Genomic DNA, 22,135 nt, shown 5'->3' with positions numbered 1-22,135 from the left:
GGATCAATGAAATGATCCGGGCCAAGGAAATCCGGGTCGTGGACGAGGAAGCCGGGCAGCTGGGGATCATGACGCCCGAGGAGGCGCTCGCGATCGCCAAGTCGCGCGAACTGGATCTCGTGGAGGTGGCGCCCGGCGCCAATCCCCCCGTATGCCGGATCATGAATTACGGCAAGTTCCAGTACCAGAAGAGCAAGCGGGCGCACGAGGCCAAGAAGAACCAGCGGCAGGTGGTGATCAAGGAGGTCAAGTTCCGGCCCAAGACGGAGGAGCATGACTTCCAGTTCAAGAAAAACCACATCGTGCGGTTTCTGGAAGAGGGGAACAAGGCCAAGGCGGCCATCATCTTCCGCGGCAGGGAGATGGCGCACCAGGAACTGGGGCGCCGGCTGATGGACCGGCTCGTCGGGGAACTGGCCGAACTGGCCGATGTGGAGCGACCGCCCAAGATGGAAGGTTACGCGCTGGTGGCCATTTTCGTCCCCAAAAAGGGGGGGTAGCCGGACCGGGATTTTTCATTCGCCGCCTTCACAAAACGGGTTTTTGGGCGGATACTATGGGTTTGGCTTTCATATTTTCAGTGGGGAGAGAGATCTGTGAAGCAGAAAACATCCAAGAGCGCCGCGAAGCGGTTCAAAGTGACGGGGACGGGAAAGATCATGCGCCGGCACAGCCATGCCCGCCACATCCTGACCAAAAAACCGCGCAAGCGGGTGAGAAAGCTGGTGGATTGCGCACTGGTGAGCAAGTCCGACACCCGTCGCGTCAAGAGAATGCTGAACATCTGATTTCCGGACAGCCCTGTTTCAACGGTGGAGTGGATACATGCCTAGAGTAAAAAGAGGGAATAAACGAGTCCAGCGCAGGAAGAAGATCCTGGGCCTGGCAAAGGGATACCGGCTGACCAAGAGCAAGCTTCACCGCTCAGCCAAGGAATCCGTGGACCGCGCGTTGCGGTTTTCCTACCGGGACCGGCGCACCAAGAAGCGCGATTTCCGCAGCCTGTTCATCATACGGCTGGGAGCGGCCGCGAGGGAAAACAACATCTCCTACAGTCGATTTATCGGCGGCCTCAGGAAGGCGGGCATCACCCTGGACCGCAGAGTACTCGCGGAGATCGCGATCAAAGACCCCGAAACCTTCGCCAAGATAGCCGATAGCGCCCGAGCGGCGCTGGCGACGGCTTAAGTCTTTCCGTCTTTTCGGATCCTGACCATGGGAGCGCCCGGGTGCTGTTTTACTCCGGGCGTTTTTTTTTGCCGGTGGATGCCGGGGTCCGGAAACCTGTAACTCAGTCATCAATCGGATGAGGCCATGATGCGTGAAACCATTAGCCGCCTGCGGCAAAGCTTCGAGGCGGATTGCGCCGCCGTCACGGGAAGCGAGGACTGGAAAACGGTGCGGGACAAGTACCTCGCGCGGGAGGGGGGACTCGTCACCGGGGCGCTCAAAAAGCTCCGGGAGCTCCCGAAGGAGGAGCGCCCCGCCTTCGGACAGGCGATGAACGCGCTGCGGGAGTTCGTCGAGGAGCGGCTGGAAGCCAGGCTGCAGGCGGTGAAGGCGGGCGAACGGGACCGGAGGCGTCCCTCCGTCGATGTCACCCGCCCGGGCGTCCCCCTGGCGCCGGGAAGCGCCCACCCCATCAAGCGGCTGCAGGCCGAAATCGAGGAGATCTTCGTCAGCATGGGTTTCGAGGTGCTCGACCTGCCCGAAATCGAGCGGGATTATTACAACTTCGAGGCCCTGAACATGCCGCCCGACCACCCGGCCCGGGATGCGCAGGACACCTTCTACTTCGACGAGGCCACGCTGCTGCGGACCCACTGCTCCTCGGTGCAGGTGCACTCGATGGAGACCCGCACGCCCCCCATCCGCGCCATCAGCACCGGGAAGGTGTACCGCCGCGACCCCTTCGATGCCACGCATTCCCCCATGTTCTACCAGGTGGACGTCATCGTCGTGGAGGAGGGGCTGCACATGGGCCACCTCAAGGGGATGCTCGATCTCTTCCTGAAGCGGGTGTTCCACCCGGGGATCCAGATGAGGCTGCGTCCCGGGTTTTTCCCCTTCGTGGAGCCGGGGGCCGAAGTGGATATCAGCTGCATCTTCTGTTCGGGGAAGGGGTGCGCGAAGTGCAAGCAGAGCGGGTGGATCGAGATCCTGGGCGCCGGCATGGTGCATCCCCGGGTGCTCGAGATGTCCGGGATCCGCGACCCTCGCGTCACCGGTTTCGCCTGGGGCATGGGGATCGACCGGGTCGCCATCCTCAAATACGGGGTGGACGACATCCGGCTCTTCTTCGACAACGACCTCAGGTTCCTGAACCAATTCTAGACGGGGAGGGTGGCGCATGAAAATCAGCATGGAGTGGTTGCGGGAATATGTATCCCTCACCGAGAGCGCGGAGACGCTGAAGGAAGACCTGACGATGATCGGGCTGCTCGTCGAAGGGGTCGAGCCCTCCGGGGGGGGTGGCGTTCTCGACATCGAGGTGACGTCCAACCGGCCCGACTGCCTGAGCCATATCGGGGTCGCCCGGGAGGTGGCCGCGCTCTACGGCCGCCCGCTCGAATCCCCGGCCGTGGAAAAGGAACTGGAGGCCGCGCCCGAAACGATCCCCTTCGGGATCGAGATCCGGGACCCGGACCTCTGCCGCCGGTACGTCGGCCTCGTGCTCGACGGGGTCGCCGTGGGGGAATCCCCGGAGTGGATGCAGCGGCGGCTGGAGGAGGCGGGGATGCGGCCGCTCAACAACATCGTCGACATCACCAATTACGTCCTGCTCGAGACGGGGCACCCGCTCCACGCGTTCGATTTCGACCTGCTGCGCGGGGGGAGGATCGTTGTCGGCCGCGCGCGGGAGGGGGAGCGCCTGGAGACCCTCGACGGGGTCGAGCGCTCCCTGGACGGGCAGATGCTCCTGATCCACGACGGGGAGAGGCCGGTGGCGATCGCGGGGGTCATGGGGGGGCTCGACTCGGAGATCTCCCCTTCCACCACCCGGGTCCTGCTCGAGGCGGCCTGGTTCAAACCGGAGTCGGTCCGGCGGACCTCCCGGCGGCTCGGGCTGTCCACGGAGGCCAGTTACCGGTTTGAGCGGGGGGCGGACTGGGACAATACGATGTTCTCGATCGCCCGGGCATGCCGCCTGATCCGGGAGATTGCGGGGGGGCGCGTCGCCGGGAGCCTCAAGGACGTCTATCCCGTGAAACTGGAGCCCCCGCGCATCCGGCTCGAGCGCGCGCACATCCGGCGGCTGCTGGGCGTGGAACTGGACGACGGATTCGTCGAGACGACGCTCCGGCGGCTCGGTTTCCGGATCGGGAAAGGGAGCGGGGGCGGCTGGGACGTGGATTGCCCCCCCTGGCGCTCCGACATGCAGCGGGAGGCCGACCTCGTCGAGGAACTGGCCCGTTTCCACGGGTACCAGAACATCCCGGCCGAGTTCCCCCCGAGCCGGACCGCCGGCGCGCATTCGCCCGTGTACGCCCTGGAAAACGGCGTCCGGGGCGCCCTGGCGGGGCAGGGATACTCGGAGGCCGTCAACCTCAGTTTCGCCTCGCCGGGCGACCACGGGGAATTCCCTCCGCCCGGGGGAGGGGAGCGGGTGGCCGTCGCCAATCCGCTGACGGAAGAGACGGAGTTCCTGCGCAGCACCCTGGCCGCCGGGCTGGTCCGGTCCGCGAAACGGAACTTTCATGCCGGCCGGAGGCGGGTGTGCCTGTTCGAGATCGGGAAAGTGTACGCCCCGGGTCCGGACGGAACGCCGGGGGAGCGCAACACCCTGGGGATCCTGGGCACGGGGGCCTTCCTCGAGCGGAACTGGACCAGCCAGGAGGCGGAGTACGGTTTCTTTCACCTCAAGGGGCTCCTGGACGCGCTCTTCGCCAGGCTGCGTGTCCAGTCCTGGGAAACGGAGCCGCTGCGGTCGTGCGGCTGGCTCGGCGCCGCCGACGGGGCGGCCGTGAAGGTGGCGGGGGAAGCCGTCGGGGTGATGGGGTCCCTGGCGCCGGAACTGGAGGAGCGGTACAAGCTCAGGCAGCCGGTCTACCTGGCGGAACTCGATCTCGAGCGGCTGGGGCGCCATGCCTTCGGCCCCATCGTCTACGAGAGCCTTCCGAAGTTCCCCTCCGCCGAAAGGGACCTCTCCATCGTGGTGGGGAAGGACGTGGCCTGGGGAACGATCGAGCGCGGCGTCCTCTCGCTCGGCATCCGGGAGCTGGCCGGCATCCGGCTGATGGACGTCTACGAGGGAGAGAAGATCCCCGCCGGCAAGGCGAGCCTGTCCCTGCGCCTCACCTTTCTGGACCGGGAACGGACGCTTACGATTGACCGGGTGCAGGATTTTATGAATACTGTTTTGTCATTCTTGAATACTAACTACGGTGCGGGAATCAGATCGCTATGAACGATACGAAACAGCAGTGGGAACCCTCGGGCCTGGAACGATTCAGCCACCTGGAAGACAAGATTTTCCGGACCGTGGAGGAATTCAAGGCGGTGCGCAAGGACAACGAAACCCTGCGCGCGGAGAATGCCCGGCTCAGGGAACAGATGGAGCAGCTCGAGGCGAGCGAAGCCGAGGTGCGGCAGAACATGGAGAATTTCCAGAAGGAGCGGGAGGAGTTGCGGGAACGCGTGGAGAAAACGCTGACGCTGCTGGCCACATTAGAGGCGCGCTGAAGGGGCGGGTCCGCCCGCCCGGGCGTGAAACAGGTCCATGAGCCATAACCAGGAACCCAGTTCTGTCAGGGTCCGCATCTATGACCGGGAGTACGTGCTGAGGACCTCCGGCGACCCCGAGCGGTTGCGCGCGCTCTGCGCCGGCCTCGACAAGAGGATGCGCGAAATCGCCGCGGCCACCGGCTCGGTGGACACGCTGAAGGTGGCCGTGCTCTCGGCCCTCAGTGTCGCCGACGACATGCAGCGAGCACGGGAGGAGCTGATGAACCTCGACGAATCGGTCGGCCGCCGGTCGCTGGCATGCGTTTCCATGCTGGACCGGTTCTTTTCACGGTAGGACCACCGGCAGGCTGACCCGTTCGATGGAGAGGGCTCGCCCGTCCGATTCCCGGATGTCGATGACGGCGCCGCAGATCTTCAGGTTCCCGGACGCGGGTTCCAGCCGGCTGGGCAGCCCCAGCAGGAGGCGCTCGAGGGCGAGGCGGGGTTCCGACCCGATGACGGAATCGTGCGGCCCGGTCATGCCGAGGTCCGTGATGTAGGCGGTGCCCCCGGGCAGGACGCGCTCATCGGCCGTCAGCACGTGGGTGTGCGTCCCCGCCACGGCGCTGACCCGCCCGTCCAGGTGCCACCCCAGCGCCTGCTTTTCCGAAGTGGCCTCGGCGTGAAAATCCACGATGATGACGGGCGTCTCGCGCCGCATCCGCTCGACGGCTTCGAGGGCGACCGTGAACGGGCAGTCGATGGCCGTCATGAACACCCGCCCCTGCAGGTTGAGCACCCCCACGCGGACCCCGCAGTTGGTGTCGCCGATATAGATCCCGGTCCCGGGGACCCCCCGGGGGTAGTTGTGCGGGCGCAGCAGGCGCGGCTGCTCGGCCAGGTAGGGGACGACGGCGCGCTTGTCCCAGATATGGTTCCCGGTGGTCATGCAGTCGATGCCCGAGCGGAGCAGGTCTTCGGCGATCTGCGGCGTCACGCCGAAGCCCGCGGCGGCGTTTTCCACGTTGGCGATGCAGAAATCGATGCGGTACTCGTGGATCAGCGCCTGCAGTCTGTCCTGGATCAGCCGCCGCCCCGGTTTCCCGAAAATGTCCCCGATGAAGAATACACGCATGAAGTCCGCCCCGCCGTGTGTGCCCTGATTGAGAAGATAAGAGAAACCCCCGCTTTGCCGTGTGGCCTTTCTATTTGAACCTTGGTGCCAAGGGGGCGCCCTGCGCGCTGCGTCAGGCAAGCAAGTTCCCTGGGGAAAAGCTCGCACACGGCATCGCAACCCGGGCTCCCGTCAAATAGAATGTTGGCTCAAATAATTATGGCCATCACCAACATCGCAGGGGCATGACCATAATACCCAGTCCGGGGGGGTGGAATCAAGCCGCGTCCTCCGGCTCCCCGGGCCGGGGCGCCGGATCCCCCGCCCGGGGAACCCCGTAATCCCGGAGGATTCTGCCGGTGTGGGAGCCCGGGCAGCGGGCGAGCTCCTCCGGGGTGCCTTCGAAGACGACGCTCCCGCCGGCGTCCCCCCCCTCCGGGCCGAGGTCGATGACCCAGTCGGCGGTCTTGATGACTTCGAGGTTGTGCTCGATGACGAGCAGGGAATTCCCGGCGGCCAGCAGCCGGTCGAAGGCGGCCAGGAGGACCCGGATGTCGTCGAAGTGGAGGCCGGTGGTGGGTTCGTCGAAAACGAAGAGCGTATTGCGGGTGTCCGCCCGGGAGATGAAGGCCGCCAGCTTGATCCTCTGCGCCTCCCCCCCCGAAAGGGTGGTCGCCGACTGCCCGAGGCGCAGGTACCCCAACCCGATCTCCTCGAGGACCCGGAGCTTGCGCAGGAGGGGGGCCCTCCCGGCGAAGAAGTCCAGGGCCTCGCTGACCGTCAGGTCGAGCACCTCGGCGATGTTCTTCGACTTGTAGCGCACCTCCAGCACCGGGGGCTTGAACCGCTTCCCGCCGCAATCCTCGCAGACGAGGTCGACATCGGCCAGAAACTGCATTTCCACGGTGACCGTTCCGTTCCCCTGGCAGGTCGGGCAGCGCCCCGTCTCCAGGTTGAAGGAGAAGTGCCCCGGGCCGAAACCGCGGCTGCGGGCGTCGGCCGTGGCGGCGAAGGTGCGCCGGATATCGTCGTAGGCCCCGGCGTAGGTGGCGGGGTTGGAACGGGGGGTGCGCCCGATGGGGGACTGGTCCACCATGACGATATCGGCGATCTGGCCGGTTCCCTCGACCGCGTCGACCCCCCCGGGGAACTCCACGCTTTCCCCCCGGGCCTGCCGGACGGCGGGGTAAAGCACGTCGTGAACCAGCGTCGATTTTCCGCTGCCGCTGACGCCGGTGACGCATACCAGCATGCCGAGGGGGATGGAGACGTCCAGGTGCCGCAGGTTGTGGAGCCGCGCGTTGCGGACCGTGAGCTCCCTCCCCGTTTTCGGGCGCCGGGACCGGGGGAGGGGGATCTTCATCTCCCCCCTCAGGTAGCGCCCGGTCAGGGACCCCGAGTCCCGCAGCAGCCGGGCGTACGTCCCCTCGAAGACCACCTCGCCGCCGTGCTCCCCGGCCCGGGGGCCGAGGTCGATGATGTGATCGGCCGATCTCATGATCTCGGGGTCGTGCTCCACCACCACCACGGTGTTCCCCAGCCCCTTCAGCCCCTGGAGGATCTCCACCAGCCGGCGGCTGTCCTTCGGGTGCAGGCCGATGCTCGGTTCGTCGAGGACGTACAGCGCGCCCACCAGGCTCGAACCGAGCGAGGTCGCCAGCTGGATGCGCTGCGCCTCCCCCCCGGAGAGGGTCGAGGAGAGCCGGTCCAGGGTCACGTAGTCGAGCCCCACGCGCACCAGCAGATCCAGCCGCCGCACGATCTCCCCGAGCAGCCGCTCGGCGATGGCCGCCCGTTCCGGGTCGAGCTCGAGGCCCGAAAAAAAGGCAAGGGCGCCCGCCGTCGTCATTCCCGCGATGTCGCCGATCGACCTGCCGGCGATGAGCACCCGGCGCGCCTCCCGCGTCAGGCGGGTGCCCCCGCACTCGAGGCAGGGGGCGTACCCGCGGTAGCGGCTGAGAAGGATACGGACCTGCACCTTGTATTTTTTCCGTTCCAGGTACTCGAAAAAGCCGAGGACCCCGGGGAAACGCCCGCCGCCGCGCAGGATCTTCTCCCGCGCCGGTTCCGGAAGGTCGCGCCACGGGACGCGGACGTCGATCCCTTCGGCCGCGGCGAACTGGAGCATCCGGGCCTGGAGCCGGCGATAGCGGGGGCGGGCCCAGGGGTGCACGGCGCCCTCGGCCAGGCAGAGCGACCGGTCGGGGATGACACGGTCGAGATCGACCGTCTGCGTGTTGCCGAAGCCCTGGCAGACGGGACAGGCGCCGAAGGGGTTGTTGAAGGAGAACAGGCGCGGTTCCGGTTCCCGGTAGGGGATGCCGCAGAGCTGGCACTCGAACGCCTCGCTGAACAGCACCAGGACGCCCGCCTCGTCGCGCCGCGCGCGGATGTCGGGGTGGGCGGACGCGATCCGCCGCACGAGTCCGTCGGGGGATTCGGAGAGGAGGACGATCTCGATGCGCCCCCCCGACTCGCGGCCGCAGACCTCCAGGGAATCCACCAGTCTCGGGCGCATGCCCTCCCGGACGGCGAGGCGGTCGACGACGATGCGCACCTCGGCGGAGGGACTGCGGCCGAGGGCTGCGACCGCCCCGCCCGGATCGGTGGGTTCCCCCCCGACGAGGAGGCGCACGAACCCCTGCCGCTCCAGCCCCGGGAGCATCATCCCGAGCCGTTCGACGCGCCCCCCGGCGGCCGGCGGCCTCTTCCCGCGCCGCCCGGAGTCGGGAGCGGGGGGGGAGAGATCGAGGCGGGCGCAGACGTAGAACTTCTGCCCCTCCTCGAGCGACAGGAGGAAATCGGCGATGGTCTCCGGGGTGTCGCGCTTCACGACCCGGCCGCAGCCGTGGCAGACGGTGACTCCGATCCGGGCGAACAGGAGCCGGAGGTAGTCGTTGATCTCCGTGACGGTGCCGACCGTGGAGCGGGGGTTGCGGGAGTGGTTCTTCTGCCGGATGGCCAGCGCCGGGCAGATCCCCTCGATATCGTCGACATCGGGCCGGTCGATGCGGTCGAGGAACTGCCGCGCGTAGGCCGACAGCGAGGCGATGTAGCGGCGCTGCCCCTCGGCGTAGAGGGTGTCGAAGGCCAGGCTGCTCTTGCCGCTTCCGGAGACCCCGGTGACCACGGTCAGCGAATTCAGGGGGATTTCGGCCGTAATGTTCCTGAGGTTGTGGACCCTGGCGCCCCTGACTAGGATCGAGTCCCTGGCTTCTGCGGTCAACGTCGGTTTCTCCTCGGGGTAAAGTTCCGGAAGGCAGGGGGGAATGATATTTTTACGGTGAGGAATTGTCAAATAAGTCCTCCGCCGCGCCGCGGTGCGGGCGGCCGGTTTGCGGGTTGCGGGGGGGCGCGGGGCGGGGTACCATGTCGGCGGCATGGCAAAACAGGACGCACCCGGATTCGGTTTCGAGGTACTGCAAAGGGACGGCCGGACCGGCGCCCGGCGCGGGGTGTTGCGCACCCCCCACGGGGAGATCCCGACCCCCGTGTTCATGCCCGTGGGGACGGCGGCCGCGGTCAAGGCGATGCCCACGGAAGCGCTCGAGGGGCTGGACGCGCGCATCATTCTCGGCAACACCTACCACCTCTACCTGAGGCCGGGGCACGAGAGGATCGAGCGGCTGGGCGGGCTGCACCGGTTCATGTCCTGGCCGGGCGCCATCCTTACCGACAGCGGGGGCTACCAGGTCTACAGCCACCGCGAACTGCGCCGCATCAGCGAGGAGGGGGTGCAGTTCCGGTCGCACATCGACGGGAGCCGGAGCTTCTTCACCCCCGAAAAGGTCATCGACATCCAGCGCGCCCTCGGCTCCGACATCGCCATGGTGTTCGACGACTGCACCCCCTATCCCGCCGGGCGCACGGACGCCGAGGAGTCCATGGAGCTTTCGATGCGCTGGGCGGCGCGCTGCGCCGGGCAGTGGAACCGTTTCGACAACGGGGGGCGGGCGCTGTTCGGCATCGTGCAGGGGAGCGTCTATCCCGACCTGCGGCGGCGCTCGGTCGAGGCGCTCGACGGGCTCGGCTTCGACGGCCTCGCGCTGGGGGGGCTGAGCGTGGGCGAACCCAAGGGGCTGATGTACGACATCGTGGGCTCCACGGTCCCCCTGATGCCCGGGGACCGGCCCCGCTACCTGATGGGGGTGGGAACCCCCGAAGACCTCCTCCGCTGCGTGGCCATGGGGATCGACATGTTCGACTGCGTGCTCCCCACCCGCAACGCGCGCAACGGCTACCTCTTCACCAGCCAGGGGAGGGTTCTGATCAAAAACGCCGTGCATGCCGAGGACCAGGGCCCGCTCGACCCGGAATGCGGCTGTTCCACCTGCCGGAAATACTCCCGCGCCTACCTGCGCCACCTTTTTCTCACCGGGGAGCACCTGTACGCCCTCTATGCCACCCGGCACAACCTGACCTTTTATCTTGACATGATGCGCAAAATAAGACAGGCTATCGACCTTGGTTTTTTTGGTAACTGGTTCGGGTTAATAGAGAAAGGGGAAGATCCATTCCCTTGGAATTATAAGCTTTAACCCGCCGGTGCGGATTAATGTTTCCTCCCGTGTGCGCAGAGGAATAGAAAAAGGACCCCATGGAACAACCGATCCTGCTGCAGGCGGCATCTTCCGATGCCTTGCTCCAATTTGCGCCGATCGTGATCGTAGGCGTCATCTTCTACCTCCTCATCTTCATGCCGATGAGAAAGCGCCAGAAGAAGGTGGAAGCCATGATCGCGGCGCTCAAGAATGGGGATAAGGTGATTACGAGTTCCGGAATCTACGGCGTGGTGGCCGGGGTGAAGGACAGGACGTTCATTCTCAAGATTGCCGACCAGGTCAAGATTGAGGTTGCCAAAAACGCCATCGCCGGACTTCAGGGGCCCGAAGAGGCCCTCTAGACGACGTCATCCCCCGTCCTCCATGAACGGCCTTCTCCCAATACACGACTTACCGTCAAGGTGAATTATGCAGAAGAATTTGCGATGGAAACTCATCCTGATCCTGGTTTTCCTGGGGATCTGCACCTACTTCTTCGTCAGCCCCAGGGAAAAGGGGGCCCCCTGGTTCTCCCGGCTCAACCTCGGGCTCGATCTCAAGGGGGGGATCCACCTGGTGCTCCAGGTGGTGACCGACGACGCCCTGAACCAGGAGCTGCGGCAGGATGCGGACCGGATCGCGCAGGAGTACCGGAGCCGGGACATCCCCTTCACCGCCTCCCGGAAGGGAAACGGTTTCGCCGTTGAAATCACCGGGGTGGACGGCGCCCGGGCGGCCGACGCCCGCGCCTACCTCGAGGACACCTACGGCAACAAGTACGAGTTGCGGAGCAAATCGCTCGAGGGGAAGACCGATTTCGTCCTGGCTCTGACCTCCAGCTACATGCGGGAGACGCGGGAGTCCACCGTCCGGCAGGCGCTGGAGACCATCCGCCGGCGCGTCGACGCCCTCGGGGTGGCGGAACCGACGCTGCAGATCTACGGCGGGAGCGGCCAGGAGGTGGACGACCAGATCATCGTGGAGCTCCCGGGCATCGATGACCCGGAACGTATCAAGGGGCTGATCGCCAACACCGCCCAGCTCAAGCTGGTGCTGGTCAAGAAGGACCAGGGGGGGCCCTTCAGTTCGGTGGAGTCGGCCATCACCGCCAACGGGGGCGTGATCCCGGAGGACTACGAGATCCTGCTCTACCGGGAGGACCGGGGGGAGGACAGCCGGGTGGAATACCTGGTGGTCAACCGGACCCCCGTGATCACGGGGAAAGACCTGAAGACGGCGCGGCCGAGCACCGACAGCAACGGTGCGCCCGCCGTGAGCTTCTTCCTGAATTCCGACGGGGCCAAGCTCTTCGCCCTGGCCACCGAGCAGCACGTGGGGGAGCAACTGGCCATCGTGCTCGACGACCAGGTACGGTCGGCCCCCGTGATCAACGAAAGGATCGAGGCGGAGGGCATCATCCAGGGGCGGTTCACCCAGCAGCAGGCCAGCGACCTGTCGCTGCTGCTGCGCTCGGGCGCCCTCCCGGCGTCGCTCGTGGTGCTCGGGGAGCGGAGCGTCGGCGCCTCGCTCGGCAACGACTCGATCCGGTCGGGGATCTTCGCCTCCCTGATCGGGTTCGGCCTCGTGATCCTGGGCATGCTGATCTACTACCGGCAGTCGGGGATCAACGCCGTCATCTGCCTCGTCGCCAACACGGCCATCCTCCTCGGGTTCATGGGGATGGTGGGGGCCACCCTGACGCTCCCCGGCATCGCCGGCATCATCCTCACGATCGGGATGGCGGTCGACGCCAACATCCTGATTTTCGAAAGGATCCGCGAGGAGTTGCGGGGCGGGAAAACGGTGCGCGCCGCCGTCGACAGCGGTTTCAGCAAGGTCCTGTGGACGATTCTCGATTCCAACATCACCACGCTCCTGGCGGCCATCTTCCTGTTCCAGTTCGGCACCGGCCCGATCCGGGGCTTCGCCGTCACCCTTTTCGTCGGCCTGATCGCCAACATATTCACCGCCATCTACCTCTCCCACAGGATTTTCGAATGGGTGCTGGGGAGCCGGCGCGTCGAGCGTCTGTCGATTTAGCGGAACTTTATCGGGCTGGAAGGTGTCCAAGGATGCAGGATGATTCCGGTCGATTCATAAGAGGGATCGTTTGTGGAACTTTTTAAGCAGACTTCAATCAACTGGCTGGGAAAGAAGTGGTGGTTTTACGGCATCTCCGCCGCGCTGTTCGCCATCGGCATCGTCTCCTATGTCACCAGGGGCGGCCTGAACTACGGGATCGACTTCACCGGCGGGACCATCGTGTTCGTCAAATTCCAGGACGCGCCCGACCTGGATCTCCTCCGGGAGACCCTCAAGAGCCCCGACTCCGCCCCGCCGCTGATCCAGCGGTTCGGCCAGGCGGACGACAACACCGTGCAGGTCCGCCTGCAGCGGCTGCTCGAGGGGGGGCAGACGATCGAGTCCGAGCGCGAGCGGCTCGTTTCCTCGCTCGGCGAGGCGTTCGGTTCGGGGCAGGATACGGGGGGGCGGATCGACTTCAACAACGCCGGGGCCTCCCAGATCGCCGACTACCTGGCCGAGAGGGACCCGGACGGGTTGAGGGCGCAGTCCAAGTCGGCGCTCGACCTGGACGCCTACTACCGGCAGATGGCCGGGACCCTGCTCGACTACCGCAACAAGGAGGCCGACGGCCTGGTCGCCTCCCTCGATGAACTCGGGCAGGCGGGGGTGTCCCCGGCGGTGGTGGCGAGCCTCGGGCAGGGGTTCCATGCGGGGCCCTTCGCCATCAAGGGGCTGGAGAGCATCGGGGCCGTCGTCGGGAGCGACCTGAGGCGGCGGGCGACGCTGGCGGTGCTGCTGGCTTTCGGCGCCATGCTGGTCTACATCGCCTTCCGGTTCAAGCCGATCTACGGGGTCGCCGCCATCTTCGCCCTGTTTCACGACGTCGCGATCACCCTGGGGCTGTTCGCCCTCACCCAGAAGGAGATCTCGCTGACGGTGATCGCGGCGCTGCTGACCCTGGTCGGGTATTCGGTCAACGACACGATCGTCATCTTCGACAGGGTGCGCGAGAACCTGCGCCTGATGCGCAAGGAATCGCTGTTCGACATCCTGAACCTGAGCATCAACCAGACGCTCTCCCGCACCGTCATGACGTCGGGGTTCACCTTCATCGCGGTGTTTTCGCTCTTCCTTTTCGGCGGGGAGGTGCTGAACGGGTTCTCGTTCGCGCTCACCATCGGGATCATCATCGGCTCCTATTCCACCATCGCCCTCGCGGCGACGATCGTGGAATGGTGGTATCGCAAGTACGGGCAGAAAACGAGGCGCAGGACGGCCTGAATCCGGATAGGGCAACGAAAAGATTCGTAACGGTTGAAATATCGGAAATTCATGCAAATGCGGGAGAGAAATTCCTTGACAGTTTTTCAGGGGGAATATTAAGATCGGGCCTTCAAAATGACGCCGCAGCAAGCCCGGAACGACTGAAGGCCCAAGGGCAGCATACAAGGGGGATACATGTTTGAAGACTTAAATCAGATCGGGAAATCGGATACGGGCAAGCGCCTGGTCTCGACCTTTGTCGCGATCCTGCTGGAAATCGCGCTGGTCCTGACCATGGTGATCGCTCCCCTTATCTTTTTCGATGTCCTGCCGGAGAGCGAGATCTTGACCTTTCTGATCGCGCCGCCGCCGCCGCCGCCGCCACCGCCGCCGCCGCCGCCGCCGCCGACCAACGTCAAGACCCCGCCCAAGGTCGCGGTCATCGATCCAAACCAGTTCGTGGCCCCCACGGAAATCCCGCGCGAGATCCCTCCGCCTTCTGACGAGGCGCCGGTTGTCGGCGTCAGCAACATCGTCGGCGGAATTCCCGGCGGGATCGCCGGGGGAGTCGCCGGAGGCGTCCCGGGCGGAGTCGTCGGCGGATTGCTCAACAGCGCGGCGCCGCCTCCTCCTCCCCCGCCGCCGAAGCCGGTCAAGCGCAACCCCATCCGGGTGGGCGGCAACGTGCAGGAATCCAGACTGATCCGGAGGGTGGACCCTCCCTATCCCGATCTTGCCAAGCGCGCTCGCGTTTCGGGAAAGGTGACCCTGGTAGTAACGGTTGACGAGGAAGGCAATGTAGCGGAATGCCGTGTGACCAGCGGACATCCCCTGCTGAACGACGCAGCGCTCAACGCGGTGAAGCAGTGGAAATACTCCCCTACTTTGCTCAACGGTGAGCCCGTTCCGGTGATCGCCAACGTGACCGTCATTTTTAAGTTGAACTAAGCACCAAAAATTCAATCGGAGGTTAGAAATTCGATGGGATCAATCAATATCGTAGAATTATGGCAGCAGATGGGCGGAATCGCCAAGGGCGTGGTCATCATCCTGGCCATCATGTCGGCCTGGTCGATCAGCGTGATGATCGAGCGGTGGCTGACCTACCGCCAGGCGCGCAAGCAGTCCCGGCTTTTCACCCCCGCGGTGGCCGAATGCCTGAAGGACGGCAAGATCGACGAAGCGATCGCGCTGGGAGAGCAGTACAACAAGAGCCACCTGGCCAAGGTGCTGGTGTCGGGGCTTCATGAGCTCCAGGCTCACGCCAAGAGCAAGGATATCCCGGGAGAAAGCCTCGAAGCCTCGCGCCGGGCGCTGGATCGCGCCACGGCCATCAGCATCGAAGACCTGAAACGGGGCCTCAGCGGGCTGGCCACCATCGGCGCCACCGCCCCCTTCGTCGGTCTGTTCGGGACCACCATCGGGATCATCAACGCGTTCCAGGGGATGAAGACCGAGGAGACCGCGGGTATCGCGGCCGTCGCCGGCGGTATCGCGGAAGCGCTGGTGGCCACGGCCTTCGGGCTGTTCGTCGCCGTTCCCGCTGTCTGGGCCTTCAACATCTTCACCAACCGGATCGAAACCTTTACCGTGGAAATGGACAATTCCTCCTCGGAACTGATCGATTATTTCCTCAAGAGACGGAGCGAAGGCCGTGGCTAGAAGGGTCAAAACGAAAGGTGTGATGGCGGACATCAACGTCACTCCGATGGCGGATGTCATGCTGGTGCTGCTGATCATCTTCATGATCACCACGCCCCTCATGCAGAGCGGGATCACGGTCAACCTTCCCAAGGCGAAAAATCCGCTGGACGCTCCCGAAGCGGACAGCAAGGATGCCGTCGTGGTCGCCCTGAACCGGGAAGGGAAGATCTTCCTGGGGAAAAGGCAGGTCGGGGAAGACGACCTGTACGAGTTCCTCGTCCAGAAATTCTCGGGCGGGGAGCTGAACCGGAACATCTTCCTGAAGGCCGATACCGCGCTCTCCTACGGCAGGGTTGTCCAGATCGTCAACCAGTGCCGGAGCGCCGGGGTGGAGAGGATCGGATTGATGGCTGAAAAGGAGAAGGACTAGGCGGCAAACGCCCCCCGGCCGCATGCGGGGGGCGTGACCCTCTCCTGATCCGAATCCAGGTGAGCAGTAGCTGTGAGCCCTGTGGAGGATGTCCTGAACCCAGGTTTCCTCCGGGCCATCCGCGGAAGGGCGGAAGAGGCTCTTTTTCCGGCGGTGCGGGCGCAGCGGAAGGGGCCGATCCAGACGCCTCCCCGCGGTGGCCCCGGGCCGGACTGTTGTAAGGAATGAAAGGGATCTGCTATGGGAATGAATGTTAGTGGCAAAAAGGGCGCCATGGCGGATATCAATATCACTCCGTATATTGATATCCTTCTGGTGCTCCTCATCATCTTCATGGTGATCACTCCGATCCGCCAGATGGATCTGGATGTCAAGGTGCCGCAGACGTCCAACGACACCGAGGGCGCCATCGATCCGAGTGTCATTGTGGTTTCGATCGGCGAATCGGCACAGATCGCCATCAACCAGGAAGAAACGACCATCGCCAGGCTGGGAGCGCAGCTCCAGGAGATCTACAGCGCCCGGGCGAACAAGAACATGTTCATCAGCGCCAGCGCGAAACTGCCCTACGGAGACGTTGTCCGGGTGATCGATATCGCCAAGGGCGCAGGGGTGGGGGATATCGGTCTTTTAACGGAGATCCGCTGACCCCGCGGGGCCCGCACTCAGTTTAACTCATAGTTTGGAGGCCACAATGAGGTTCAACAACAAGTGGCTCGCCGTGCTTCTGCTTCTGACGGTGATGCCCCTGTCCGGTTGCGGTTTTATGCAAAAGCTGCGGGCGCGGGACTACCTGAACAAGGGAGTGAAGGCGTTCACCGATCAGAAGTATGACGCTGCCGCGCAGTATTTCCAGAAAACGCTCGAGATGGATCCCGATTTCGAGATCGCCCGCATGTACCTGGCTACGGCCTATACGTCGCAGTTCGTCCCCGGCTCCACCGATCCCAAGAGCGAGGAAATGGCGAAGCGTGCGATCGAGACCTTCAAGGAAGTGGTGGCGAGAGCGGAGGATCCCGCGAAGGCGAACAAGGACGCGATGCTCAGTATCGCCAGCCTGTATTACCAGCTGAGGCAGTATCCCGAATCGAAGGAATGGTGCCACAAGGCCATCGCCATCGATCCGAACAACGCGGAGGCCTACTACCGCATCGCGGTCATGGACTACGACGACGTATCGGAAAAGACGGGGATCCAGGGGGAAAATGTCGAGTTCATGACCCCCGAGGAAAAGGAAACGGCTAAGGCCAACATCGAGGAGGGGCTCGAGAACCTCGCCAAGGCGCTCGAAGTCCGGCCCGATTATTTCGACGCGCTGGAGTACCAGAACCTGCTCTGGCGGGAAAAGGCGAAGTTCGAGACGGACGAGGCCGCCAAGGCCGAACTCATCCGGCAGGCCGACATGGTCGCTCTCCAATCGCTCGAGCTGCGGCGGAAGGCGATGGAGGAAGAGGCCAAGCGCCCCAAGAAGCTCGGAATCTAAGCGCGGCGGGCGTTGCGGGTCGCTCCCGGAGCGAGGGGACGTTTCGACGCCGCGACGGGAATCCCCGCGCGGGCAGGATAAGGGGGCAGAAATACTTCTGCCCCCTTTTTTTATGATGCGCCCGGCAGGGCGCAGGAAGCCGCCTCCCTCCCCGGCCGCCGTGCAACAGCAGCAAGAGTGTCCGACCATCCATGATACGTTACGAAGATCTCGCGGAAAAGGTAAGCCGCTACCACCCGGACGCCCGCATCGATATGATCCAGCGCGGGTACGTGGTCTCCGCCAAATATCACAAGGGGCAGGTGCGGATGAACGGGGAGCCCTACCTGACGCATCCGCTCGAGGTCGCCAACATCCTCGCGGAACTCAAGCTGGACGCCGTGACCGTCACGGCGGGACTGTTGCACGACGTGATCGAGGACACCCTGATGTCGCCCGGGGAACTGCGCAAGCAGTTCGGCGACGAGGTCTACCTGGTCGTGGACGGGGTGACCAAGATCCCCGAGATCCACCTGGCGTCCAACCAGCAGAAGCAGGCCGAGAACTTCCGCAAGATGCTCCTGGCGATGGTGAGCGACATCCGCGTGCTCTTCGTCAAGCTCGCCGACCGGCTTCACAACATGCGTACGCTGCAATACCTCTCTCCCGAACGGCGCGAGCGGATTTCGCTCGAAACCCTGGAAATCTACGCACCCCTGGCCCACCGGTTGGGAATGGCCAAGATAAGGGGCGAACTCGAAGACCTCGCTTTCAGTTTCCTCGATCCGGCCGCGTACCAGGACACGGTGTCGCAGATCGAAAAGCGGCGGATGGTCAGCCAGGATTTCATCCTGGATACGCGGCAGAGGATCGAGCGGGAACTGGGCGCGCGCGGCATCCCGGCCCGGATCGAAAGCCGGATCAAGCGCATCTACGGCGTGTACCAGAAGATGAAGCGGCAGAAGATCACGATCGACGAGGTGTTCGACTTCATCGCGGTCCGGGTGATCACCGACAGCGTGAGCCACTGCTACAGCATCCTGGGGATCCTGCATACCCTGTGGAAGCCGGTTCCCGGGCGGATCAAGGACTATATCGCCATGCCGCGGCCCAACCTCTACCAGTCGCTCCACACCTCCGTCATCGGCCCCAGCGGGCAGCCGTTCGAAATCCAGATCCGTACCGATGAGATGCACCATATCGCCGAGGAGGGGATCGCGGCCCACTGGAAATACAAGGAGGGGAAACACGGGGTGGACGAGGGGGAGGAACAGCTGCGGTGGCTCCGGCAGCTGATCGATTCGCAGAACGACATCAGCGATGCCCGGGAATTCCTGAGCAACCTCAAGGTCGACCTCTACCCGGACGAGGTGTTCTGCTTCACCCCGAAAGGGGAAGTGATCACCCTGCCGCGCGAAGCCACCCCGGTGGATTTCGCCTACGGCATTCATACCGAGGTGGGACACCGCTGCGTCGGGGCGAAGGTCAACAACCGCAGCGTCCCGCTGCGCCACAAGATCCGGAACGGGGAGATCGTCGAGGTCCTCACGGCGCCGGATGCCGTGCCGAGCCGTGAATGGCTCGCTTTCGTCAAGACGGCGCGCGCGCGGGGGAAGATCCGGCACTGGATCAACCAGAAGGAGAAGGAGGACGCCGTCGACCTGGGGCTCAAGCTGATGGAGAAGGAGGCGCACCGCTTCAGGAGTTCCTGGAAAAAGCTCGCCCGGATGCCGGAAATGGAGGGGGTACTGGAGCGTTTCGGGTTGGCGAAGGCGGAGGACATCCTCCCCAGCGTCGGCTTCGGCACCATCGCCCCCAGGCAGATCCTGGACCAGCTTTTCCCGGAGCGGGCGCAGGGGCCGGAGGCCCGGGACGCGGTGCTCCCCAGGGTCCTTCAGCGGGTGCTCGGCCGGACCGACCCGCCGATCGCGGTCAAGGGGCGGGACGAAGCCCTGGTTTACAGGGCCAAATGCTGCAACCCCATCCCGGGAGACGACATCGTGGGCTATATTACGCGGGGGAAGGGGATCGCGGTGCACTCCACCGGATGCCCGACGGTGGCCGGTCTGATGGGCACCAGCCGCATCACGGATGTGAAATGGGTGGGCGGCGGGGAGCCCCGGGTTTTCAGCGTCCACCTGGAGATCACGCTCGAGGACAGGCAGGGGATCCTGGCCGACATCACGACGGCGATTGCGAGCCAGAAAACGAACATCCGGGAATCCCGGTCAAGCAGCGACCTGGATTCCCGCCGGGGCAAGGTCGAGTTTACCGTGGACGTCGTCGACGTAAAGCATCTGCAGAAGGTGATTCAGGGCCTGCGGGCCGTTGCCGGGGTGCGGGATGTGGAGCGGATCTGAGGGCCGGGCCCCGAACCGCGGGCCATCCGGGACGGGCGCGGGTCAGACCGCTTTCTGGACCTTGCCCGACCTGAGGCAGCGCGTGCAGATGCGGATGCGCTTGACGGTTCCATTCTCCAGGATCCGGATGCTCTGGAGGTTCGGGTAGAACTTGCGCGAACTGATGTTGTGCGCATGGGAAACGGTGTGACCGAAGGTGGGGCGTTTGGCGCAAACATAACACTGCATTGGCATAATGGTAGCTCCCGTTAAAGCGCTGAATACTATCAATTACGGGGCGTCGAGTCAAGGGGCAAGGTGGGTGCGCGCCCCCGGGGTCTGGCCCGGGGCTGAAAGGAGGAGGCGTGGCGGAGGGAACGGGGGATCGGTGGGCCCTGATTCTGGGAGTTTCCAGCGGGTTCGGCGCCGCCGCGGCCGTGGCCCTGGCCGGGGAGGGGTTCCATATTGCGGGCGTCCATCTCGATCGCAGGCGTACCCTGGCGGGAGCCGAGGAGGTCGCGGACGAAATCCGGCGGCGGGGGCGGGAGGCGCTGTTTTTCAACGTCAACGCCGCCGACCCGGGCCGGCGTGCCGAGGTGATCGGGGCGCTGGGGAGGATTCGGGCCGGCATCCGTCTCATGCTCCATTCGCTCGCCTTCGGAACGCTGAGGCCCTTCCTCGGGGAGGACCCCGCTCTTTGCATCCGGCAGGCGGACCTCAACATGACGCTGGACGTCATGGCGCACAGCCTGGTTTACTGGACGCAGGAGCTGCGGTCTGCCGGACTCCTCTCGCGCGGGGCGCAGGTCTATGCCATGACGAGCGCCGGGGCTCACAGGGTGTGGCCGACCTACGGCGCGGTCTCGGCCGCCAAGGCGGCGCTCGAGGCCCATGTGCGGCAGCTGGCGGTGGAACTGGCCCCGTCGGGGATCGCGGTCAACGCGCTGCAGGCGGGGGTCACCGACACCCCGGCGGCCAGGAGAATCCCCGGCAGCGACGCGATGTTCGCCGCGGCCCGGGCGGCAAACCCCGGGGGGAGGCTGACGCAGCCGGGGGATGTCGCCTCGATCCTGGTCGCCCTCTCCCGCTCGGAATCCGCCTGGATGACGGGCAACGTCCTGAGGATCGACGGCGGCGAGGACCTGGTGTAATGTTGGGATCGGGCCCGGGCGCGTGGTAGGATGATGGCCTGTACGCGTCCGGGCCGGGGGAACGAAAAATCTCGCTCAAAGCCGCAAGCCGCGATTAGATAGTGTGGCGGCAAACCGCATCATCAACGCATAACCGGAAGGGAAGAACGGATGGCAGACGATCGCACCAACAGGAACAAGGCCATTGACATGGCGCTCACCCAGATTGAAAAGCAGTTCGGGAAGGGGTCCATCATGCGGCTCGGGGACCGCATCGAAAACGTCGGGATCCAGTCGATCTCCTCCGGGTGCCTTTCGTTCGACGCCGCCCTGGGCGTGGGCGGGTTCCCCAGGGGCCGGGTCGTGGAGATCTACGGCCCGGAATCGGGGGGGAAGACGACCATCTCCCTGCACGCCATCGCCCAGGCGCAGAAGGCGGGGGGGACGGCGGCCTTTATCGACGCGGAACACGCCATGGACGCCGGGTACGCCAAGAAGCTGGGGGTCGACACCGACAACCTGCTGGTGTCGCAGCCCGACAGCGGGGAGCAGGCCCTGGAGATCGCCGAGGTCCTGGTCCGGAGCGGGGCCGTCGATATCCTGGTAATCGACTCGGTCGCCGCGCTGGTCCCCAAGGCGGAGCTGGAGGGGGAAATGGGGGACTCGCTGCCGGGACTGCAGGCGCGGCTGATGTCGCAGGCTTTGCGCAAGCTGACGGCCATCGTCTCCAAATCCAACACCTGCATGATCTTCATCAACCAGATCCGGGAAAAGATCGGCGTCATGTTCGGCAACCCGGAGACGACCACGGGGGGGCGGGCGCTCAAATTCTACTCCTCCATCCGCGTGGATATCCGCAGGATCGGGGCGATCAAGGACGGCGACCAGTTCATCGGGAGCCGCACGAGGGTGAAGGTCGTGAAGAACAAGCTGGCACCCCCCTTCCGGGAATCCGAGTTCGACATCATCTACAACCAGGGGATTTCCTACGAGGGGGACCTTCTCGACCTGGCGGTGGAACACAAGCTGATAGATAAGAGCGGTTCCTGGTTCTCCTACCAGGGGGAACGGCTGGGCCAGGGGCGCGACAACGCCAAGCAGTTCATCCGCGAGCACCCCGAGGTGGCCCAGACGCTCGACGCCAAGCTCCGGGAAATACTGGGGGTGACCAGACCGGTCGCGGCGGCCCCGGAGAAGGGGAAAAACGCCTGACCCGGAATCCGTTGTTGGATTCGGGAGGCGGATGCTCTATGATGGATCCGCCGGAGCCGGACAGGCAATCGCGGCCCGCAAGGGTCGAGGAAAGTCCGAACTCCACAGGGCGGTGTGCCTCGTAACGCGAGGGGGGGGCGACCCCACGGAAAGTGCCACAGAAAATATACCGCCCCGCAAGGCGGGGTAAGGGTGAAAAGGTGCGGTAAGAGCGCACCGCGACGCTGGTAACAGCGGCGGCAGGGCAAACCCCACACGGAGCAAGGTCAAATAGAAAAGCGCTTCCCGCAAGGGATGAAGGGCGGCCCGT

At 64.8% G+C, this 22,135-nt stretch carries 22 protein-coding genes and 2 other RNA genes; 20 read left to right on the top strand and 4 right to left on the bottom strand.

Annotation, left to right across the window (positions count from 1 at the left end):
• Nucleotides 1-11 precede the first annotated feature (11 nt).
• The 7 genes from GXY47_13530 to GXY47_13500 all read left to right on the top strand — a co-directional run bounded on the left by GXY47_13530 (nucleotide 12) and on the right by GXY47_13500 (nucleotide 5,020).
• The gene (locus tag GXY47_13530) at nucleotides 12-500 is read left to right on the top strand and encodes a translation initiation factor IF-3 (GenBank protein NLV32163.1); all 489 of its coding nucleotides are present in this window, start codon (nucleotides 12-14) and stop codon (nucleotides 498-500) included.
• A 96-nt stretch (nucleotides 501-596) separates the two neighbouring features.
• Entirely contained in the window at nucleotides 597-788 is a 192-nt protein-coding gene (rpmI, locus tag GXY47_13525) for a 50S ribosomal protein L35 (protein NLV32162.1), read from the top strand.
• A gap of 37 nt (nucleotides 789-825) precedes the next feature.
• On the top strand, nucleotides 826-1,188 hold the full coding sequence (gene rplT, locus GXY47_13520; GenBank protein NLV32161.1) for a 50S ribosomal protein L20: 363 nt from the start codon (nucleotides 826-828) through the stop codon (nucleotides 1,186-1,188).
• Between the two features lie 129 nt (nucleotides 1,189-1,317).
• Nucleotides 1,318-2,334: a phenylalanine--tRNA ligase subunit alpha gene (gene pheS, locus GXY47_13515; protein ID NLV32160.1), complete on the top strand. Its 1,017-nt coding sequence runs from the start codon at nucleotides 1,318-1,320 to the stop codon at nucleotides 2,332-2,334.
• A gap of 16 nt (nucleotides 2,335-2,350) precedes the next feature.
• Entirely contained in the window at nucleotides 2,351-4,408 is a 2,058-nt protein-coding gene (locus tag GXY47_13510; protein ID NLV32159.1) for a phenylalanine--tRNA ligase subunit beta, read from the top strand.
• Entirely contained in the window at nucleotides 4,405-4,683 is a 279-nt protein-coding gene (zapB, locus tag GXY47_13505; protein NLV32158.1) for a cell division protein ZapB, read from the top strand. The genes GXY47_13510 and zapB overlap by 4 nt, the downstream gene beginning before the upstream one ends.
• Before the next feature lie 37 nt (nucleotides 4,684-4,720).
• A complete protein-coding gene (locus GXY47_13500; GenBank protein NLV32157.1) occupies nucleotides 4,721-5,020 on the top strand; it encodes a cell division protein ZapA in 300 nt (99 codons plus the stop codon).
• Here GXY47_13500 and GXY47_13495 read toward each other — a convergent pair.
• From GXY47_13495 to uvrA, 3 genes are all read right to left on the bottom strand, one after another.
• Nucleotides 5,012-5,800, bottom strand: coding sequence for a TIGR00282 family metallophosphoesterase (locus tag GXY47_13495; GenBank protein NLV32156.1), 789 nt, complete (start codon nucleotides 5,798-5,800; stop codon nucleotides 5,012-5,014). The genes GXY47_13500 and GXY47_13495 overlap by 9 nt on opposite strands.
• A gap of 42 nt (nucleotides 5,801-5,842) precedes the next feature.
• A non-coding RNA gene (gene ssrS, locus GXY47_13490) (6S RNA) lies at nucleotides 5,843-6,026 on the bottom strand.
• 30 nt (nucleotides 6,027-6,056) lie between these two features.
• On the bottom strand, nucleotides 6,057-9,161 hold the full coding sequence (uvrA, locus tag GXY47_13485; protein NLV32155.1) for an excinuclease ABC subunit UvrA: 3,105 nt from the start codon (nucleotides 9,159-9,161) through the stop codon (nucleotides 6,057-6,059).
• Between uvrA and tgt the strand changes: the two genes are divergently transcribed.
• The 10 genes from tgt (at nucleotide 9,160) to GXY47_13435 (ending at nucleotide 19,504) form a co-directional block, all read left to right on the top strand.
• On the top strand, nucleotides 9,160-10,317 hold the full coding sequence (tgt, locus tag GXY47_13480) for a tRNA guanosine(34) transglycosylase Tgt (protein NLV32154.1): 1,158 nt from the start codon (nucleotides 9,160-9,162) through the stop codon (nucleotides 10,315-10,317). The two genes, uvrA and tgt, sit on opposite strands and share 2 nt — an antisense overlap.
• 59 nt (nucleotides 10,318-10,376) lie before the next feature.
• The gene (yajC, locus tag GXY47_13475) at nucleotides 10,377-10,682 is read left to right on the top strand and encodes a preprotein translocase subunit YajC (protein ID NLV32153.1); all 306 of its coding nucleotides are present in this window, start codon (nucleotides 10,377-10,379) and stop codon (nucleotides 10,680-10,682) included.
• A 67-nt stretch (nucleotides 10,683-10,749) separates the two neighbouring features.
• Entirely contained in the window at nucleotides 10,750-12,360 is a 1,611-nt protein-coding gene (gene secD, locus GXY47_13470; protein NLV32152.1) for a protein translocase subunit SecD, read from the top strand.
• 159 nt (nucleotides 12,361-12,519) lie between these two features.
• Entirely contained in the window at nucleotides 12,520-13,626 is a 1,107-nt protein-coding gene (gene secF, locus GXY47_13465; protein ID NLV32151.1) for a protein translocase subunit SecF, read from the top strand.
• 177 nt (nucleotides 13,627-13,803) lie between these two features.
• Nucleotides 13,804-14,556, top strand: a complete 753-nt coding sequence (locus GXY47_13460) for an energy transducer TonB (protein ID NLV32150.1) — start codon at nucleotides 13,804-13,806, stop codon at nucleotides 14,554-14,556.
• A gap of 69 nt (nucleotides 14,557-14,625) precedes the next feature.
• Nucleotides 14,626-15,270, top strand: a complete 645-nt coding sequence (locus GXY47_13455) for a flagellar motor protein MotA (protein NLV32149.1) — start codon at nucleotides 14,626-14,628, stop codon at nucleotides 15,268-15,270.
• Nucleotides 15,263-15,682 carry a biopolymer transporter ExbD gene (locus GXY47_13450; protein ID NLV32148.1) on the top strand — a complete coding sequence of 140 codons (420 nt, stop codon included), beginning with the start codon at nucleotides 15,263-15,265 and terminating at the stop codon, nucleotides 15,680-15,682. Before GXY47_13455 ends, GXY47_13450 begins: the two co-directional genes overlap by 8 nt.
• A gap of 240 nt (nucleotides 15,683-15,922) precedes the next feature.
• Nucleotides 15,923-16,330: a biopolymer transporter ExbD gene (locus GXY47_13445; protein NLV32147.1), complete on the top strand. Its 408-nt coding sequence runs from the start codon at nucleotides 15,923-15,925 to the stop codon at nucleotides 16,328-16,330.
• A 46-nt stretch (nucleotides 16,331-16,376) separates the two neighbouring features.
• On the top strand, nucleotides 16,377-17,165 hold the full coding sequence (locus tag GXY47_13440) for a hypothetical protein (GenBank protein NLV32146.1): 789 nt from the start codon (nucleotides 16,377-16,379) through the stop codon (nucleotides 17,163-17,165).
• Between the two features lie 191 nt (nucleotides 17,166-17,356).
• Nucleotides 17,357-19,504, top strand: a complete 2,148-nt coding sequence (locus tag GXY47_13435; protein NLV32145.1) for a bifunctional (p)ppGpp synthetase/guanosine-3',5'-bis(diphosphate) 3'-pyrophosphohydrolase — start codon at nucleotides 17,357-17,359, stop codon at nucleotides 19,502-19,504.
• A 42-nt stretch (nucleotides 19,505-19,546) separates the two neighbouring features.
• On the opposite strand, the gene GXY47_13430 is transcribed toward GXY47_13435, so the two are convergent.
• Nucleotides 19,547-19,738, bottom strand: coding sequence for a 50S ribosomal protein L28 (locus tag GXY47_13430; GenBank protein NLV32144.1), 192 nt, complete (start codon nucleotides 19,736-19,738; stop codon nucleotides 19,547-19,549).
• Nucleotides 19,739-19,878: 140 nt separating this feature from the next.
• Here GXY47_13430 and GXY47_13425 point away from each other — a divergent pair, with 140 nt between their 5' ends.
• The 3 genes from GXY47_13425 to rnpB all read left to right on the top strand — a co-directional run.
• The gene (locus GXY47_13425) at nucleotides 19,879-20,634 is read left to right on the top strand and encodes an SDR family oxidoreductase (protein ID NLV32143.1); all 756 of its coding nucleotides are present in this window, start codon (nucleotides 19,879-19,881) and stop codon (nucleotides 20,632-20,634) included.
• A 150-nt stretch (nucleotides 20,635-20,784) separates the two neighbouring features.
• Nucleotides 20,785-21,825, top strand: coding sequence for a recombinase RecA (gene recA / locus GXY47_13420; protein ID NLV32142.1), 1,041 nt, complete (start codon nucleotides 20,785-20,787; stop codon nucleotides 21,823-21,825).
• 52 nt (nucleotides 21,826-21,877) lie between these two features.
• An RNA gene (gene rnpB / locus GXY47_13415) (RNase P RNA component class A) lies at nucleotides 21,878-22,135 on the top strand; the annotation flags it as partial.

This window comes from Acidobacteriota bacterium (assembly GCA_012729555.1).
Taxonomy (GTDB): domain Bacteria; phylum Acidobacteriota; class UBA6911; order UBA6911; family UBA6911; genus UBA6911.
This window is presented reverse-complemented; position numbering and strand designations above follow the sequence as displayed.